The 15,437-nt window shown below is 67.2% G+C and carries 16 protein-coding genes; 14 read left to right on the top strand and 2 right to left on the bottom strand.

Features of this window, described 5'->3' with window-relative positions:
• The first annotated feature begins 26 nt into the window (after positions 1-26).
• The 13 genes from AC6JAM_RS07710 to AC6JAM_RS07650 all read left to right on the top strand — a co-directional run bounded on the left by AC6JAM_RS07710 (position 27) and on the right by AC6JAM_RS07650 (position 12,297).
• Entirely contained in the window at positions 27-1,157 is a 1,131-nt protein-coding gene (locus tag AC6JAM_RS07710; protein ID WP_026265930.1) for a zinc-dependent metalloprotease, read from the top strand.
• A 111-nt stretch (positions 1,158-1,268) separates the two neighbouring features.
• Complete coding sequence (gene tilS / locus AC6JAM_RS07705; protein ID WP_018770261.1) at positions 1,269-2,342, top strand: tRNA lysidine(34) synthetase TilS; 1,074 nt, start codon at positions 1,269-1,271, stop codon at positions 2,340-2,342.
• Between the two features lie 30 nt (positions 2,343-2,372).
• Positions 2,373-2,924 carry a hypoxanthine phosphoribosyltransferase gene (hpt, locus tag AC6JAM_RS07700; protein ID WP_018770260.1) on the top strand — a complete coding sequence of 184 codons (552 nt, stop codon included), beginning with the start codon at positions 2,373-2,375 and terminating at the stop codon, positions 2,922-2,924.
• 220 nt (positions 2,925-3,144) lie between these two features.
• On the top strand, positions 3,145-5,208 hold the full coding sequence (ftsH, locus tag AC6JAM_RS07695) for an ATP-dependent zinc metalloprotease FtsH (protein ID WP_018770259.1): 2,064 nt from the start codon (positions 3,145-3,147) through the stop codon (positions 5,206-5,208).
• Positions 5,209-5,217: 9 nt separating this feature from the next.
• Entirely contained in the window at positions 5,218-5,862 is a 645-nt protein-coding gene (gene folE, locus AC6JAM_RS07690; protein WP_018770258.1) for a GTP cyclohydrolase I FolE, read from the top strand.
• Positions 5,863-5,871: 9 nt separating this feature from the next.
• A complete protein-coding gene (gene folP / locus AC6JAM_RS07685) occupies positions 5,872-6,810 on the top strand; it encodes a dihydropteroate synthase (protein ID WP_018770257.1) in 939 nt (312 codons plus the stop codon).
• Between the two features lie 13 nt (positions 6,811-6,823).
• Positions 6,824-7,216: a dihydroneopterin aldolase gene (folB, locus tag AC6JAM_RS07680; RefSeq protein ID WP_056388411.1), complete on the top strand. Its 393-nt coding sequence runs from the start codon at positions 6,824-6,826 to the stop codon at positions 7,214-7,216.
• Entirely contained in the window at positions 7,213-7,758 is a 546-nt protein-coding gene (gene folK, locus AC6JAM_RS07675) for a 2-amino-4-hydroxy-6-hydroxymethyldihydropteridine diphosphokinase (RefSeq protein WP_018770255.1), read from the top strand. The genes folB and folK overlap by 4 nt, the downstream gene beginning before the upstream one ends.
• Entirely contained in the window at positions 7,755-8,303 is a 549-nt protein-coding gene (locus AC6JAM_RS07670; RefSeq protein WP_134165310.1) for a DUF3180 domain-containing protein, read from the top strand. The genes folK and AC6JAM_RS07670 overlap by 4 nt, the downstream gene beginning before the upstream one ends.
• Positions 8,284-8,796, top strand: coding sequence for a PH domain-containing protein (locus AC6JAM_RS07665; RefSeq protein ID WP_018770253.1), 513 nt, complete (start codon positions 8,284-8,286; stop codon positions 8,794-8,796). Before AC6JAM_RS07670 ends, AC6JAM_RS07665 begins: the two co-directional genes overlap by 20 nt.
• Positions 8,793-10,481: a PH domain-containing protein gene (locus AC6JAM_RS07660; protein ID WP_497934409.1), complete on the top strand. Its 1,689-nt coding sequence runs from the start codon at positions 8,793-8,795 to the stop codon at positions 10,479-10,481. Before AC6JAM_RS07665 ends, AC6JAM_RS07660 begins: the two co-directional genes overlap by 4 nt.
• Entirely contained in the window at positions 10,474-11,367 is an 894-nt protein-coding gene (locus AC6JAM_RS07655) for a Rossmann-like and DUF2520 domain-containing protein (protein ID WP_497934408.1), read from the top strand. The genes AC6JAM_RS07660 and AC6JAM_RS07655 overlap by 8 nt, the downstream gene beginning before the upstream one ends.
• Positions 11,368-12,297: a 4-phosphopantoate--beta-alanine ligase gene (locus tag AC6JAM_RS07650; RefSeq protein ID WP_018770250.1), complete on the top strand. Its 930-nt coding sequence runs from the start codon at positions 11,368-11,370 to the stop codon at positions 12,295-12,297.
• Positions 12,298-12,353: 56 nt separating this feature from the next.
• Here the strand turns inward: AC6JAM_RS07650 and AC6JAM_RS07645 are convergent, their stop codons facing one another.
• Entirely contained in the window at positions 12,354-12,620 is a 267-nt protein-coding gene (locus AC6JAM_RS07645; protein ID WP_018770249.1) for a hypothetical protein, read from the bottom strand.
• Positions 12,621-12,805: 185 nt separating this feature from the next.
• Here AC6JAM_RS07645 and AC6JAM_RS07640 point away from each other — a divergent pair, with 185 nt between their 5' ends.
• Positions 12,806-13,399: a TetR/AcrR family transcriptional regulator gene (locus AC6JAM_RS07640; protein WP_026265928.1), complete on the top strand. Its 594-nt coding sequence runs from the start codon at positions 12,806-12,808 to the stop codon at positions 13,397-13,399.
• 70 nt (positions 13,400-13,469) lie between these two features.
• On the opposite strand, the gene AC6JAM_RS07635 is transcribed toward AC6JAM_RS07640, so the two are convergent.
• On the bottom strand, positions 13,470-15,107 hold the full coding sequence (locus AC6JAM_RS07635) for an HNH endonuclease signature motif containing protein (RefSeq protein ID WP_497935938.1): 1,638 nt from the start codon (positions 15,105-15,107) through the stop codon (positions 13,470-13,472).
• Between the last annotated feature and the right edge of the window lie 330 nt (positions 15,108-15,437).

The following is a 15,437-nucleotide window of genomic DNA, read 5'->3' as shown; positions in this document are numbered from 1 at the left end:
CAGCCTGCTGTGTTCTGATGGGAACCATGGAGTCCACTGCGCGCGAATCCGCATCGACGTTGTCCCCAACAGCCCAGTCCCTGATCAACTGGGACCTCGCTGCGTCTGCCGCAGCGCGGCTGGCTCCCGCCGGGCCGGAGCTCGATGAAAAGGCCATCGGGGAAGCGGTGGACAGCCTTCGACGGCTGGCGGACGCTTCCGTTCCGCACGTGCACGACATCACCGGCCTGGAGGCGGCGCGCGACCTTCGCGATTCCTCGGTGCTGGTGGTGGACCGCGCGTCCTGGGCCAAAGCCAACACGCAGAGTTTCGCGGTGATGCTCAAACCCGCCATGCAGAAGATGCTGGACAGCCGCCGCGGAAGCCTCAGCCCCGCTGCCGCCCAGGTCAGCGGCGCCATCACCGGCAGCCAGTTGGGCGCCGTGCTTGCCTTCCTGTCCAGCAAGGTCCTGGGCCAGTACGATCCCTTCGCGGCGCTGGCAGAAAACTCCACGGCTCCCGCGGCCGGCCGGCTCCTGCTGGTGGCCCCCAACATCGTGTCGGTGGAACGGGAACTCAACGTCACGCCCGAGGACTTCCGGCTCTGGGTCTGCCTGCACGAGCAAACCCACCGTGTCCAGTTCGCGGCCGCCCCCTGGCTGCGGCACCACATGCTGGAACAAATCGACGAACTCAGCGGCCACCTGCTGGGCAACGTCGACACCCTGATGGAGCGCGCCACCGCTGCTGCCCGCTCCCTGAAGGACCGCTCCGCCACCGGAAACACTCCCGGCCGCGGCGCCATCCTGGACCTGCTGCAGGATCCGGAGGAAAAGGCCGCCATCTCGCACCTCACCGCCGTCATGAGCCTCCTCGAAGGGCACGCCAACGTGGTGATGGACGCCGTCGACGCCAGCATCGTCCCGTCCGTGAAGACCATCCGGCAGCGGTTCAACGACCGCGGCAAGGACCGGGGCGTGATCGAGAAGTTCATCCGCAGCCTCCTGGGCCTGGACGCCAAGATGCGCCAGTACTCCGACGGCGCCCGCTTCGTCCGGGCCGTGGTGGACGTGGCCGGAATGGACGGCTTCAACAAAGTCTGGGAGTCCGTGGACCACCTGCCTACCGAGCCCGAAATCCACGACGCCAAGCTGTGGCTTGAGCGGATGGGTCACTGATTGACGGACACACCTGTACCCGGGACTGAGTGGCCTGCCGGCACCGCCGGGCCACGCAGCGGACGGCGCCGGCCCGGAAGGCTCGCGCCCGTCGTCGGGACTGCGCGCAGGATGCTGCAAAACGCGCTCGCCGATGCCGGATATCCCGGCCACGTCGTCGTGGCGTGCAGCGGAGGCCCCGATTCCCTGGCGCTGGCCGCCGTCGCTGCGTACTTTGCCCGGCGCGGGCATGTGGACGGACGCCCGCTGACCGTGGGAGCCGTGGTGGTGGACCACCAGCTGCAGGAGGGGTCCGGCGACATTGCCGCGCGCACCGCCAAGACCCTGGAGGAGCTGGGCCTTTCACCGGTTGAGATCCGCACGGTCACGGTGGCTGGTGCCGGTATGGGCCCAGAGGCCGCCGCACGCGAAGCCCGGCACGCCGCGCTCGAAGCCGCCGCGGCGGGACAGGGCGCCGGCGCCATCCTGCTGGGCCACACGCTCGACGACCAGGCGGAGCAGGTACTGCTGGGCCTGGCCCGGGGCTCCGGCTCCCGCTCGCTCGCGGGCATGCGGCCGTCCCGGGCAGGCGCCGGAAACAGTGTCCTGCTGCGCCCGTTCCTCGGCCTGCGCAGGGCGGACACCGAGGAGATCTGCGCGGTGGAGGACCTGGATCCCTGGCACGATCCCACCAACGCCGATCCCGCCTTTGCACGCTCCCGGACCCGCGTGGAGGTCCTTCCGCACCTCGAGGAGAACCTGGGCCCCGGGGTTGCCGAATCCCTGGCCCGGACTGCCGCCATCCTGCAGCTTGACGCCGACTACCTGGAGGCTGTGGCGGAAAGCACCTTCGCCTCCCTGGTGGAGCGGGACGGCGGCACACTGGCGCTGCCCGAGGAGGCGTTGCGTGCCCTGGCCCCGGCCATCAGGTTCCGTGTGATCGCCAAGGCAGCGGCCGACGTCGGCGGCCAGCAGCCCAGCTACCAGCGCCTTTTGGCGGCGGAAGCGCTGCTGCGGCGCCAGGGTTCGGCGGGTCCGGTGGAGCTTCCCGGCGGCGTCAGCGTGTACCGGCTGTCGCTGGCACAGCTGGAGGGATCAAAGGACGCCGGCGTGCCGGGTGCCCAGGGCGGCCCCGGTTCTGTTCCCCGCGAACGGGCGCGCTGTGGGAAGCTAGTATTCCGGTCCCAAAAACCGCCCGCAAAATAGTCGCACCCCGCATCTAAACAGGAGCCATTGGTGGATTCAAACGACGTCCAGGCAGATCTCAAGCACGTTCTCTACACCAAGGAGCAGATCCAGCAGCGGATCACCGAGCTCGCTGCGCAGATCGACAAGGACTACGAAGGGCGCGAGATCCTCCTGGTGGGCGTGCTCAAGGGCGCCGTCATGGTCATGGCTGACCTTGCCCGCGCACTCCACAGCCACATCTCCATGGACTGGATGGCAGTGTCCTCCTACGGTTCGGGCACCCAGTCCTCCGGCGTGGTACGCATCCTGAAGGATCTGGACACCGACCTGATGGGCAAGGACGTGCTGATCGTCGAGGACATCATCGACTCCGGCCTCACCCTGTCCTGGCTCAAGACCAATCTGGAGTCCCGCGGCACCGCGTCCGTGGAGATCTGCACGGCGTTCCGCAAACCCACAGCCGCCAAGGTGGAAATCGACGTCAAGTACGTCGGTTATGACATCCCCAACGAGTTCGTGGTGGGTTACGGCCTGGACTACGCCGAAAAGTACCGCAACCTTGACTTCGTGGGCACCCTGGCCCCGCACGTCTACGAGTAAGCGGCGCCGCACACTCCGCCGCCGTACTCCGGTAAAACCGCGCCATGTGGGCAACTCCTGGGCTGTCCCGGCACTGCTACGCCCACAGGGAACTTTTGCTTTTCGCTATGCGTGATGTACTCCGGACGGTGTATAGCTAGAAGCTGACGCAGCACCATCACGCGCGCAGACTACTCGCCGTGAAGCACTACCGGAAGGGACGGGGCCAGCCCCCGAACAGATGAAAGCTAAGAACTTCTTCAAAGGCCCGGGCATCTGGATCGTCGTTGTGGTCGGTCTGCTCCTGGTGGCCTTTGCAACGCTCGCCCCCGGCGGTGCCGCCCGCATCGATACGGACAAGGGCCTGGAACTGCTCTCCGGCAACAAGGTGGAGCAGGCCAAGATCTTCGACGGCGAGAACCGCGTTGACCTCACGCTGAAGGACAACCTGCAGGTGGACGGGCAGGACAAAGGCAAGAGCGTCCAGTTCTTCTTCGTTGACGCCCGCGCACAGGACGTGGTGAAGGCTGTCACCGACGCCAAGCCGGCCCAGGGCTTCACCGACCAGCCGATTGAAAGCAACTGGTTCTCCGGCCTGCTCTCCCTCCTGATCCCCGTCATCCTGCTGGGTGCCCTCTTCTGGTTCCTGATGACCCGGATGCAGGGCGGCGGCTCCAAGATCATGCAGTTCGGCAAGTCCAAGGCCAAGATGGTCAGCAAGGACATGCCGCAGGTGACCTTCGCCGACGTCGCAGGCGCGGACGAGGCCGTCGAGGAACTGCAGGAGATCAAGGAATTCCTGCAGGAGCCTGCCAAGTTCCAGGCCGTTGGCGCCAAGATCCCCAAGGGCGTGCTGCTGTACGGCCCGCCCGGCACCGGCAAGACGCTGCTGGCCCGCGCAGTGGCCGGTGAGGCCGGCGTCCCCTTCTTCTCGATCTCGGGCTCGGACTTCGTGGAAATGTTCGTCGGCGTCGGCGCCTCCCGCGTCCGCGACCTCTTTGAACAGGCCAAGGCCAACTCGCCCGCCATCATCTTCGTGGACGAGATCGACGCCGTTGGCCGCCACCGCGGTGCAGGCATCGGCGGCGGCAACGACGAACGCGAGCAGACCCTCAACCAGTTGCTGGTGGAGATGGACGGCTTCGACGTCAAAACCAACGTGATCCTCATCGCCGCCACCAACCGGCCCGACGTCCTGGACCCGGCACTGCTGCGCCCCGGCCGTTTCGACCGCCAGGTTTCGGTGGAGGCGCCGGACCTCATTGGCCGCGACCAGATCCTGCAGGTGCACGCCAAGGGCAAACCGATGGCGCCCGGCGTCGACCTGAAGGGTGTGGCGAAGAAGACGCCCGGCTACACCGGCGCAGACCTCGCCAACGTCCTCAACGAGGCCGCACTGCTCACCGCGCGCTCCAACGCCAACCTGATTGACGACCGCGCCCTGGACGAGGCCATTGACCGAGTCATGGCCGGCCCGCAGAAGCGCAGCCGCGTCATGAAGGAACACGAGCGCAAGATCACCGCCTACCACGAAGGCGGCCACGCCCTGGTGGCGGCAGCCCTGCGGAACTCGGCTCCGGTCACCAAGATCACCATCCTTCCGCGCGGCCGGGCCCTGGGCTACACCATGGTGGTCCCCGAAAACGACAAATACTCCATCACCCGCAACGAACTCCTCGACCAGATGGCCTACGCCATGGGCGGGCGCGTTGCCGAGGAGATCGTGTTCCACGACCCCTCCACCGGCGCCTCCAACGACATCGAGAAGGCCACCGGCACCGCCCGCAAGATGGTCACCGAGTACGGCATGAGCGAACGCGTCGGCGCTGTCCGCCTGGGCCAGGGCGGCGGCGAACCCTTCCTGGGCCGCGACGCCGGCCACGAGCGCAACTACTCGGACCAGATCGCCTACGTGGTGGACGAGGAAGTGCGCCGGCTGATCGAGCAGGCCCACGACGAGGCTTACGAGATCCTTACCGAGAACCGCGACATCCTGGACATCCTGGCCCTTGAGCTGCTGGAGCGCGAAACCCTCAACCAGTCCGAGATTGCCGACATCTTCCGCGACGTGCGCAAGCGCGACTTCCGCGAAGTGTGGCTGTCCAAGGAAACCCGTCCTGTCCAGATGGCAGGCCCCGTGGAGTCCCGCCAGGAAAGGGCGGAACGCGAGGCGCAGGAAGAGGCAAAGAAGGCCCGGCTGGACGAGCCTTTGGACGCCCAGCCGCCGCACTCGCAGGGCGTTCCGGAGGACGCTCCGTTTCACGGAGGCACCTCCGACTCGGGGCCTGACACCCTTCGCGGCTAAGCTTTCCCTGTGACTTCTTTCGACGACGACGACGTTCCCGCCTCCGCCGTACACCTGGCGGAGGACGGATCCCACCATTCGAAACGCGAAAAGGTGGACCGGCCGAGGATCGAGGCGGCCGTCCGCGAGATCCTCCTTGCCATTGGCGAGGACCCGGACCGCGGCGGCCTGCGCGACACCCCGAAGCGGGTTGCGAAGGCGTACGCCGAGGTCTTCGCGGGACTGCACCACGATCCTGCTGACGTGCTGTCCACCACCTTCGACCTGGACCATGAGGAACTGGTCCTGGTCAAGGACATCCCGTTCTACTCCACCTGCGAGCACCACCTGGTGCCGTTCCACGGGGTGGCCCACGTGGGGTACATTCCGTCCCACGACGGCAAGGTCACCGGGCTGAGCAAGCTGGCCCGCCTGGTGGACATCTACGCCCGCCGCCCGCAGGTGCAGGAGCGCCTCACCACTGAAATCGTCGAAGCGATGGTCCGCTACCTCAAGCCCCGTGGCGCCATCGTGGTCGTTGAATGCGAACACATGTGCATGTCGATGCGCGGTATCCGCAAGCCCGGAGCGAAGACCGTCACCAGTGCGGTCCGCGGGCAGCTTCATGACCCGGCCACCCGTGCCGAAGCCATGAGCCTCATCCTCGGAAGGTAACTACAGACCATGGATTCACTCGCTGCAGCCCCTGGAACGGGGCCCGCAACCTCCCCGCTGCCCATCCTGCGCAAGCCCCGCCCGGCCGCGCGCTTCGAAGGCCTGCCCACCGACCGCACCCTGGTCATGGGAATCCTCAACGTCACCCCCGATTCCTTCAGCGACGGCGGGAAGCACGCCACGGCGGACACCGCCATCGCCGCCGGCCTGCGGATGTTTTACGCGGGTGCGGACATCATCGACGTCGGCGGCGAATCCACCCGGCCCGGCGCTGACGACGTCAGCCCGGAAGAAGAACAGCGCCGCGTCCTGCCGGTGATCGAGGCCCTGGTGAAGGCCGGCGCACTGGTCAGCATCGACACAACGCATGCCTCGACGGCGGCAGCGGCGGTAAAAGCCGGCGCAGCTATCATCAACGACATCTCCGGCCTGAGCATCGAGCCCGAAATGGCCGAGTTCGTGGCGGCCTCCAAGGTGCCGTACGTCCTCACCCACCGCCGTGGGGACGCCCGTACCATGAACTCCCTCGCCGAGTACACGGACGTTGCCGGTGAAGTGGTGGCCGAGCTGGCAGGAGTCCGCGACAAGCTCTACGCCGCCGGTGTCAGCCAGGAACAGATCATCATCGACCCCGGCCTGGGGTTCGCCAAGAATGATGCCCAGAACTGGGAACTGCTGCAGAACCTGGACCAGCTGGACAGCCTGGGCCACAAGGTCCTGGTGGGCGCTTCCCGCAAGCGCTTCCTCGGCACCCTGCTGACGGTGGCCGGCAAGTCCGCCGCCCCGGAGGAACGGGACGGGGCCACAGCGGCGATCACAGCCATCAGCGCCTACCGCGGGGCCTGGGCCGTCCGTGTGCACGAGGTGGGGTCCAGCCTTGACGCCGTCAAGGTGGCTGCACGCATGGCCGCAGCATCCACGGCACAAGCCGTACCCAAAAACCAATAGGGCCGGGGGACCCATGGACAGGATTACGCTGACCGGAGTGACCGCCGTCGGCCATCACGGCGTCTTTGATTTCGAACGCCGGGAGGGCCAGCCTTTCGTGGTGGACGCAGTGCTCCACCTGGACTTCACCGAAGCGGCAAAGTCCGACGATGTGCGGGACACCGCGCACTACGGCGAGGTGGCGCAGCGTATCACCGACTGGATCACCGGCGAACCACTCAACCTCATCGAGGCACTCGCAGTGCGGATCGCCGACAGCCTCCTGTCCGAATTCAAGCTCCAGGCCGTGGACATCACCGTGCACAAGCCGCAGGCTCCCATCGCGGTTCCTTTCGGGGACGTGGCTGTCACCGTCCACCGGGCACTGGTCCCCGCTGGCCATGCCTTGGCCGGGGTGCAGACGTGAACGGGACCTATACCAAGGCCGTGCTGGCCCTGGGCAGCAACCTTGGTGAACGGAACGAGACCTTGACCGAGGCTGTGGGGGACCTGGTGGATCCGCCGGAGGTCCGGCTCCTTGCCGTTTCACCCATAGTCCAGACCAAAGCCGTAGGCGGCCCGGCCGGGCAGCCGGACTTCCTGAACATGGTCATCACGGTGGAAACCAGCCTGAGCCCGCAGGAACTGCTGGAACACTGCCAGGCGGTGGAGAACAAGCACCACCGCGTCCGCGAGGTCCACTGGGGGCCGCGGACGCTCGACGTCGACATCATCACCTACGGTGACCTCCGCAGCGATGATCCTGCGCTGACCCTGCCGCACCCGCGCGCCGCGTCGCGGGCTTTCGTCCTCTACCCCTGGTCGCTTATCGAACCAGCCGCTACGCTGGACGGCGAACGGATCAGCGCCCTGGCAGCCCGGGCAGAGGATTTCAAGGACCTGTCGCCGTTCGACGGGTTCGGCGACTTTGACGGCATGCCCACGGCGGGAGCGGTGGAGGAGCGATGAAGCCGATCAACCCGCTGCGCCTCCTGCTGATCTGCGTGATCCTCGCCGTGGCGGGCTGGTCAGCCACGGTAGTCACCAGCCGGTACAGCATGGCCACGCCTGTCCTGCCCGCCACAGCGCTGGCCACCATGGGCGTCATCGTTGCCATCACGCTGATTCTGGGTATCCGGGTGCTGCGGTGGCGCAACAGCCTCAAGCCCAACAGCACGGCCACGAAGACTCAGCTGGACCCCCTTCTGGCCGCGCGGACGCTGATTCTGGCACAGGCGTGCGCCTACGCTGGAACGGTGCTCCTGGGCTGGCACGTGGGCATCTTCCTGGACCAGCTGCGGATCTGGAGCCTGCGCAGCGACCAGGGCATCACCTGGCTGGCCCTGGCCATGGCCGGCGGCGGCCTGGTGATGATCGTGGTGGGGCTCCTCGTGGAGCGCTTCTGCAAGATCCCCCCGGAGGACGGCGACGCCAACAGCCTCGACGGGAAGAAGGGCCGCCCTGCCCGCGGGGAAGCCGCCGGGGAAGGCGAATATGCATACCGAGGCGATTGACCCGCCGGGTATCGCCTGGCAGCGGGTTTCACCGAAATACATCACAGTCCGCCTGGTGGAATGGGCCGTGGCCAACCTTGTCACCGTAGTGGTCCTGGCCGCTCCGCTGCTGTTTGTCCTCCTGGGCTGGTGGCGGTGGCCGCCGCTGTGGCTCGCCATCACTGTTCCGTCCGCCACGCTCCTGGCTGCCCTGTGGCGGCTGGTGCTCATTCCGCGGCAGGTCAGGGCCATCGGCTACGCCGAGCGCGACGAGGACCTGCTGATCCGGGGCGGGATCTTCTTCCAGCGCACCATGGCCGTCCCCTACGGCCGCATGCAGTACGTGGACATCGGCGTCGGACCCGTGGAACGCGCGCTGGGCCTGTGCACCGTGAAGCTGCACACCGCGTCACCCGGAACGAACGCACGCATCCCGGGCCTGCCGGCAGCGGAGGGCGCACGGCTCCGGGAACAGCTGGCCGCCCGCGGCGAAGCCAGGCTGGCAGGGCTGTGACCACTGACGGCCAGCTGCCCGGGCAGGCAGCGGTTCCGCCTGCTGCGGCCGGCCCGCAAACCAACGGAACGCCCGACGGCGAATGGCTGCGCGTGCATCCCGCCTCGCCGTTCGTCCGCGGCTGGGTTGCCCTGGCAGCCATCACGTTCTTCTTCGGCCGGGACCTCTTCGAGCGGACACTGCAGGGCCAGCCCGTGTTCGAGGAGGGGTTCGCCAGGCGCGCCCCATGGCTGCTGGGCGGCGGGGCCGTGGTGCTGGCCGTGGCGGTGCTGGGATTCGTGCTTACCTGGTACTTCACCAAGTACCAGGTATCCGGTGGCTACGTCCGGGTCAACAGCGGGCTCATCTTCCGCCAGCACCGGCAGGCACGGCTGGACCGGGTGCAGGCCATTGACATCGTGCAGCCCCTGCTGGCCCGGATCTTCGGACTGGCCGAACTCAAATTCGAGGTGGCCGACGCCGGCGAATCAGCGGTGCGCCTGGCCTACCTGAAGATCGATGACGCCCGCCAGCTTCGTGCCACCATCCTGGCGCAGGCTTCCGGAGCAGTCTCCGGCGCCGGTTCCCATACCGGTGCCGGCGCTGGTTCCGCCCCGGATGGTTTTTCCGGGGATAGTAAGGGGCCGGGACGCTTTCCCCAACCCGCACCCGAGGCGCCGGAAATCACTGTCCTCGCCGTGCCGCCGTCGCGCCTTCTCGGATCGCTGATCCTCAGCGAGCAAAGCGTCTTCATTGTGGTGGGCGGCATTGCGTCGGTGGTTCTGTCGGCACTGACGGACAACCGCGCGTTCTACTTCTACCTGGTGCCCGCGGCCCTGGGCCTTGCCGCCGGCTACTGGAACTATTTCAACAAGGGATTCAACTTCACCGCAGCGGTTTCGCCCGACGGCATCCGGCTGCGGTACGGGCTGCTGGACACCCAGGCGCAGACGCTTCCGCCCGGCCGGATCCAGGCGGTGAAAATCGCCCAGCCTCCGCTGTGGCGGCCGTTCGGCTGGTATCGGATGCAGGTGAATGCGGCCGGCTACGGGGTTTCCGGCAACGCCGTCGAGGGCAACACCAGGACCATCCTCCTGCCCGTCGGCAAGCTTGCCGACGTCATGGCAATGCTGTCGCTGGTCCTGCCGGACCCCGGGACGGACCGGCCGGAGCTGGTGTTCACCGCCGGGCTTGCAGGCAGGGATTCCGACGGCGGATTCGTCACCACGCCGCGCCGGGCCCGGCTGCTGGCGCCCCTCGCGTGGCGCCGGAACGGGTTCACGTCAACGGACACGGCCCTCCTGATCCGTTCCGGGCGGTGGTGGCGTTTGCTGGTGCTGGTTCCCCATCAGCGGACGCAGTCGCTGGCCCTGCACCAGGGGCCCCTGGCGCGCCGGTTCCGGGTGGCGGACCTGGCCCTGCATACAACCGCCGGGCCGGTAATACCTCGCCTGAGGCAGGCCGGGCTGGACGAAGCCAGGCAACTCTTCGACGACCAGTCAGCACGCGCACGGCTGGCCCGGAAGCGGCAAACCACCGAACAATGGTTGCGGCAGGTTGTTCCGGCAGTTGCGCCCACGCTGCCGGATGGCATGCAATTGGGCGTGCAATTGCCCGCCGGGCCGACCCCTGCCGCGCCGATGTCCCAGGCGGCGGCCGGCGAAACCCGCACCCACCACCAACAGGAAGGCCAGCAGCATGGCTAAGCCCGGACGACTCGGCGTCGGAATCATCGGCGCCGGCAAGGTGGGAGCCGTGCTTGGCGCGGCTTTGCGCGCAGCCGAGCACGCCGTCGTCGGGGTGTCGGCGGTGTCCGACGCAAGCCGGGAACGGGCTGAAGCGCTACTGCCCGGCGTGCCCATCCTGGAAGTGCAGGACATCGTTGAGCGCGCGGAACTGGTGTTGCTGGCAGTGCCGGATGACGCCCTCCCGGGCCTGGTGGAGGGCCTGGCGAAGCTTGGGGCATGGCAGCCCGGCCAGCTTGTGGCACACACTTCCGGTCGGTTCGGCGTCGGCGTGCTGCATCCCGTCCGCGCCGCCGGTGCCATTCCATTGGCGCTGCACCCGGCCATGACTTTCACCGGAATGAGCCTGGACCTCACCCGGCTGCTGGACTGCACCTTCGGGGTGACGGCCGATGCCGCCATGCTGCCCATCGCCCAGGCGCTGGTAGTGGAGATGGGGGCGGAACCGGTTGCAATCGCCGAGGCGGACCGGACGCTTTACCACGCTGCCCTGGCGCACGGCTCCAACCATTTGGTGACCCTGGTGGCGCAGGCGTCGCAGCTCCTGCGGGAGGTTGGCGTGGAGGCGCCCGAACGCATGCTTGGTCCGCTGCTGAGGGCCACGCTGGAAAACGCGCTGGCCTCAGGGGAGTCTGCGCTGACCGGCCCGGTGGCCCGAGGGGACGTGGGGACGGTCCGTGCCCATGCTGAAGCTCTGCGGGAGCTCGACGGCGGCGGGCACGGTGATGTGCTTGAGGCCTACCTTGCGATGGCCCGGGCCACTGCCCTCAGAGCAGAAGGACGCGGACTGCTGAAACCTGACCAGCTGAAGGGGCTGCACGAGGCCCTCGATCCAAAGGAGGACTGAATGTCCATTCAACTCGTCAAAACCGTTCACGAACTGCACGCGGAAAGCGCCAGGCTCCTTGGCGCCAGGCGCGGGACCTCGCAGGGCCTGGTGCCCACCATGGGCGCACTCCACGAAGGCCATGCCGCTCTGGCGCGCACCGCCGTCGAGCACAATGACGTTGTGGTGGCCAGCATCTTCGTCAACCCCCTGCAGTTCGGCGACGCTGTGGACCTGGACCGCTATCCCAGGACGCTGGACGCCGACCTTGCGCTGCTGGAGGAACAGGGTGTTGACCTGGTGTTCGCGCCGTCCGTGGAGGAGGTTTACCCCGGTGGGGAGCCGTTGGTCCGGATTACCTCCGGCCGCCTGGGGGAGAAGTGGGAGGGCGCTTCCCGGCCCGGACACTTCGACGGCGCCCTGACCGTTGTGGCAAAACTGCTGCACTACGGAATGCCGGCAGCGGGCCTTCCTTCCGGTTCCACTGACGGGGCTTCACAAGCAGGCGGCCTGCCGGCGTACCGGGCCTACTTTGGGCAGAAGGACGCACAACAGCTGGCCCTGGTCCGGCGGATGGCTGCCGACCTGAACTTTCCGGTCGAGATCGTCGGCGTGCCCACGGTCAGGGCGGAGGACGGCTTGGCGTTGTCCAGCCGCAACCGCTTCCTGTCCGACGCCGAGCGGGAGGCCGCGCTTGTCCTGTCCAGGGCCCTGCGGCTGCTGGAGGAGCGGGCAAACGCGCATGAGCCGCTGGACCTGGACTCCGCGCTGGCGCTTGTGAGGTCCCAGCCACTGGTGGAACTGGACTACTTCGAGGTAGTGGATCCGGGAACCCTTGAACCGTTGGCCGAGAACTGCCGCGAGACTCCCTTCCGGGGTGAGGCCCTGGCGCTCATCGCCGCCAAGGTTGGCCCGGTGCGGCTGATCGACAATATGCCGCTCAGTTCCTGACTTCTTGTTTCACTGGCCTCCAGCCGGGCTGAAGCGCCGGGAACGAGGATGGCGGGTTAAGGGGCAAGCCCGTCCTCGCTGGCCATCAGCTGTTCCAGGAGTGCTTTTTCCGGACGGCCGGGGTTGCGTGCAACGAACTGTCGAAGCCGTGCCCTGGAGAGTTCTTCGGCCGGATCCGTGCTGGAAAGCTGTTCGTCGATAATCTCCTGCGCCTGCCAGCGCAGGGATTCGATGGCGAACTGGCGGATCTCCACAGGAGTATCACTGGGGATCCACGGCTCGGGAGCCGACGGCACGCCTTGGACCGACCGCTCTACGGTCATAGTGGCCTCCTTGCATCAAGCTGCAGTGGCCGGGGAACCACCGCGACGTTCGAATGCACTGCACGTAGGACAAACACTACAACGGGGAAGACAAGTCTGTCTCATGACAGAATTACCCCATGGACGTGACGAACCCGGAGCCCGAAAATTCATCGTCCCCAGCATCGTCAGGGCCGGAATCGCCAGTGCCACCCCCAGCGGCGCCGGCTTCGCCGAGCGGCCAGTCGAGCCCGGAGGAACGGATCCTGTCCGTGGCGTACGAGCTCTTCTCGCGCCGGGGGATCCGGGCTGTGGGCGTCAACGAGCTCATCGAGCGTTCGGGTGTAGCGAAGGCGACTTTCTACCGGCATTTCCCATCCAAGGATTCGCTGGTCCTGGCCTTCCTGGAACGGCGGGATAAGCAGTGGACGGAGGACAGCATCATTTCCAAGGCCCGCAGCAAGGGAAGCACTCCCGTTGAGCAACTATTGGCGATCTTCGACGTCCTGGGCGACTGGTTCCAGCAGGACGATTTCGAAGGCAGTGCCTTTATCAATGTCCTGCTGGAGATGGGGCCCTCCCACCCTCTGGGCCAGGCGAGCATCGACTACCTGGCGAAGGTCCGCGGGCACGTCCGGGGGCTGGCGGAGGAAGCCGGTTTGGCCCGACCGGAGGAATTTTCGCGTTCCTGGCACATCCTGATGAAGGGCTCCATAACTTCAGCCACCGAGGGTGACCTCCAGGCCGCCCAGCGCGCCCAGCAGATGGCGCGCTGGCTCATCGAGCACCACCGGGCATAGCGCCTGACGCGACATAGGCGTCCGAGGCGAGGCATAAGGTACGACGCGATGCATTGCTCCGGCGCCACAGTTACTGCTGCCCGGCGCCAACGCGGTCCGGAAAGGGCGCGAATGGCGTGGTGTAGAAGTCTGCCCAGAGGGGGTCTTCGGGTGACAGGTCGTTGAGGTCTATGAAGGTGTCGTCGTCTGGTTCCCACTGTGGGTGCTCCGGGCCGGGATCTCCACCCGGGGTTGCAGCAGCGGGCATGGGCCATTGTGGCCAGTGGGTTGGTTGGGGGTCTTGGTGTTCGGGGTTGTAGTGGCGGCCGGTGGGTGAGGTCCAGCCGGGCGGTCCGTGTTCCGTCGCGGGATCCGGGTTCCAGGCGCGGGCGTGCTTCAAACGGTGATGTTTGGGGCATAGCTGGGCCAGGTTCCGGACGTCTGTTCTGCCGCCGTGGTCCCAGGCGGTGAGGTGGTCGGTGTGGTTGTCGGGGGTGTGGTTGGTGCAGCCGGGGAAGGTGCATTTCCGGTCCTGCATGCGGATCCATTGTTTGATGGTTTCGGGGAGCCGGTAGCGGGTGCGTCCGATCTCCAGTGGTGCCCCGTCGCGGGGGTCGACCAGGACCCGGTAGAACGACTCCGCCCCGTCCGCGACAAGCCTCCGCGCCATCGACGCCGGGATCGGGCCCAGGCCGTCCAGCGCCGCCGGCTCATCGGTGAGTCCGAGCAGGGCGAAGACCGGGACGGTGACCAGGACATCGGCCCGAGGGGTGGGAACCTTGCCCACACCACCAGTGCTCCCTGTGCCGGAAACGCTGCCTGCGCCCGTTCCCGCAGCATCACCAGTAGCCCGTGCAGCCCCACCCACAGCAGCCTCGGCCGTGGCCGTGGTGATTCCTGCGCCGAGGAGGAATGATGCTGCGATGTCGGGGCGGAGTTGGGTGAGGGTGCGGGTTTCGGTGGGGCCTTGGAGGCCGCGGGCGGTGGCGGTGGTGCGGTTCCAGATGGCGCAGGCGGTGTCACCGGGGAGGTAGAGCGAGCGCCAGGCCATGCCGTCGCGGTCCGGGGTGTATTCCATCCGCCGGTCCGCGACGCCTTTGGCGTAGCGTTTTTCGAGGGTTTCGGGGTGGTGGCGTTCCCGCCAGGCGCGGACCTTCGCGCGGAACCGGGCAGGGACAAGTTCACCGGGCGCGGCGCCGCGGGCGGGGTTGGGCGCGTCGGGGTCGAAGAAGTGCGCCACCAAGGCAGCAGCCCCGTCCGGGGTGAGCCCCTCGGTTTCATCGGCGACAATCCTGGCATGCTGCCACGACACGGCACCGGCTGACAGGGCAGCCATCATCGGCGGCAGGGAACACACCCGGCGGGACTGTTCCACCAAAGCACCCGCGGCCGCGGAACTCACTGTCAGGACTCCGGCGATCTCCTCCACCGCGGACATCTCCGAAAACATGCGCTCATCCACCGGGGCGTCGGGGGCAAGCAGTGCCTGCTGGATCTCGACCGCTTCTGCCGCGTCACGGGCCTTCACCGCCGCGAGCTGAGCCTCGACCCGGGAGACTGCCTCCAGCCGTTGCAGCCGGAGCTCATACCGCCGCCGCAGCACATCGACATCAGCACCAACACCGGACCCGGCGGCAAGGAAATGATCCTCACGGGTAAGAGCATCGAGGGCAGCAACAGAGGCAGAAACACCCTCCAACACCACCCCAACACCCGTGCCGATTCCCATACCCACATCATCCAGCGAGGCACTGACAATCAGGCCTGCCGACCAGCCCTGCCCCCAGGCTCCTGCCCGTACCCCAACGTCAGCCGCAGCCAAGGTGCCGCGAGCGTGCCAGCCCCGTGCCGCCGTCGTACGCCTTGTCGACACGCACATTCCTTTTCGCACCCCAAATATGCCGCGCGAAAGGGAAGATGCGCAGCGCCAAAAGATATCCGCAGCGAAAAGGGCGCCAAGGCACAATCCGCAGGACTCACGGCTCCCTATGCCGTGCGCAGAAGGAACCCGAAGGCCCGCAGACAACCCGCCAGCGTGCAGCCCCGTGCCGCCGTCGTC

Source organism: Arthrobacter sp. GmRoot5-12, assembly GCF_059739365.1.
This window is presented reverse-complemented; position numbering and strand designations above follow the sequence as displayed.